Source organism: Dapis hubbardiae BLCC-M172 (genome assembly GCF_050016015.1).
Lineage (GTDB): Bacteria > Cyanobacteriota > Cyanobacteriia > Cyanobacteriales > Microcoleaceae > Trichodesmium.
Genome location: NZ_JBNHEQ010000116.1, coordinates 1 through 1,775, shown reverse-complemented (window position 1 = coordinate 1,775; position 1,775 = coordinate 1). Strand labels below are relative to the sequence as shown.

Here is a 1,775-nt window from a genome sequence, read left to right as displayed (position 1 = left end):
GGAATTGAAATTACAAATTCTGTACCTTTTCCTGAAGTAGAAATACATTCTAATTTTCCCCCATGACGTTCCACAATAACTTGATAACTAATTGCTAAACCTAACCCCGTACCTTTCCCTACTTCTTTTGTAGTATAAAAGGGATCGAATATCCGCTTTTGCACCGTCTCACTCATACCCATACCATTATCACAAATCCGAATTATCACAAATTTTTCTGCTTCCCTGTCTGTAGTAATAGTAATTTGAGGAGTAGAATTGGAAGATGATTTTCTATTATGTTCTAGTGCATCAATAGCATTAGCAATAATATTCATAAATACCTGATTTAATTCACCAGGATAACATTTTACTTTCGGTAATTTACCGTAATTTTTGAGAACTTGAATTTCTAATTCATGGGGTTGAGCTTTGAGATTACTTTGAAGAATCATCAGAGTAGAATCTATGCCTTCATGGATATCTACATTCTTAACTGCTGATTCATCCAAACGAGAAAAGTTGCGTAAAGATTCGACTATTTCTTTAATTCGATTAGTTCCTACTTTCATCGAATTTAATAGCTTAGGGAAATCTGTCACTAAATAATCTAATTCGACATCTTCAATAATATCTATGACCTCATCAACAGGTTCGGGATAATTATTCTGATATATTTGAATGACATTTAATAAATCTTGAGTGTAGTCTTGAGCATAGTCTAGATTGCCATAAATAAAGTTAACTGGGTTATTAATTTCGTGAGCAACTCCTGCTACTAACTGCCCTAAAGATGACATTTTTTCAGTTTGAATTAGTTGGGTTTGAGTTTGTTTTAATTCTTTGAGAGTTTGACCCAAATATTGATTTTTTTCGTTTAATTCTTCTAGGGTTTGAGCTAAAGTTTGATTTTTTTCATTTAATTCTTCTAGTGTTTGAGTTAAACGTTGATTTTTTTGATTTAATTGTTGAGTGCGTTGCTCAACTTTTTGTTCTAAAGTATCGTACATAAAAGCATTTTCTAAAGAAATTGCTGCTTGAGTAGTTATCATCTCTAATAGTTGTAATCTTTCGGAAGTAAATGCACCTGTGGTTAAATTATTTTCTAAGTAGATAATACCAATGAGTTTACCTTGGTTGATAATAGGAGTACATAATATAGATTTAGGTTGCTGTTGTGTGAAATAAGAGTAGTTTACCCATTTTGCTTCTGTAGTAGCGTCATCCAATACCTGAAATTTTTGAGTTCGCCATACATAGTTAATTAATGCTTGAGGTAATTCTTGAATTGAGGAAAGGGGTACTTGAGGTCGCTGGAAATTTGGCAGATAATTTTGATTATTAATAGGAATATCTGTATCTACAACATAAGTTATTGCTTCAACTATTAATTGTTGGTATTTAACGAGAATGAGAGCGCATTTTTGGGCACCTGCATTTTCCATCATTAGTTGAATTAAACTTGAGAGTAAATTTTCTAGTTTGACTTCTCCAGACAGAGTTTGAGAAACTTTAATTACAGTTGCTAGATCGAGAATATTTTCTCTATTGCTTTGAGAGGTATGGGTATAGGTACTGCTACTAATAAGGTTGTCTTTTTCAGAAGAGGAAACTAACACTTTTGCAAGTAATTGTGGGTATCGTTTTTCTAAGTCTTTGACTTTAACTACTGCTCCCCAGTTAGTATATCCAAAGTAAGCTTCTAACATATAGGTTTGGGCAATTTTGGTTTGACCGAATAATTAATTATTAATTAAATAATTGTGGTTTAAAGCCTCCCCTTGGATAGGGGAAAA

At 32.5% G+C, this 1,775-nt stretch carries 1 protein-coding gene; it reads right to left on the bottom strand.

The window, feature by feature from the left end:
* A partial coding sequence (locus tag ACP6PK_RS10905) for a GAF domain-containing sensor histidine kinase (RefSeq protein WP_426559619.1) occupies positions 1–1,688 on the bottom strand: 1,688 nt, incomplete at its 3' end.
* Positions 1,689–1,775: the final 87 nt, after the last annotated feature.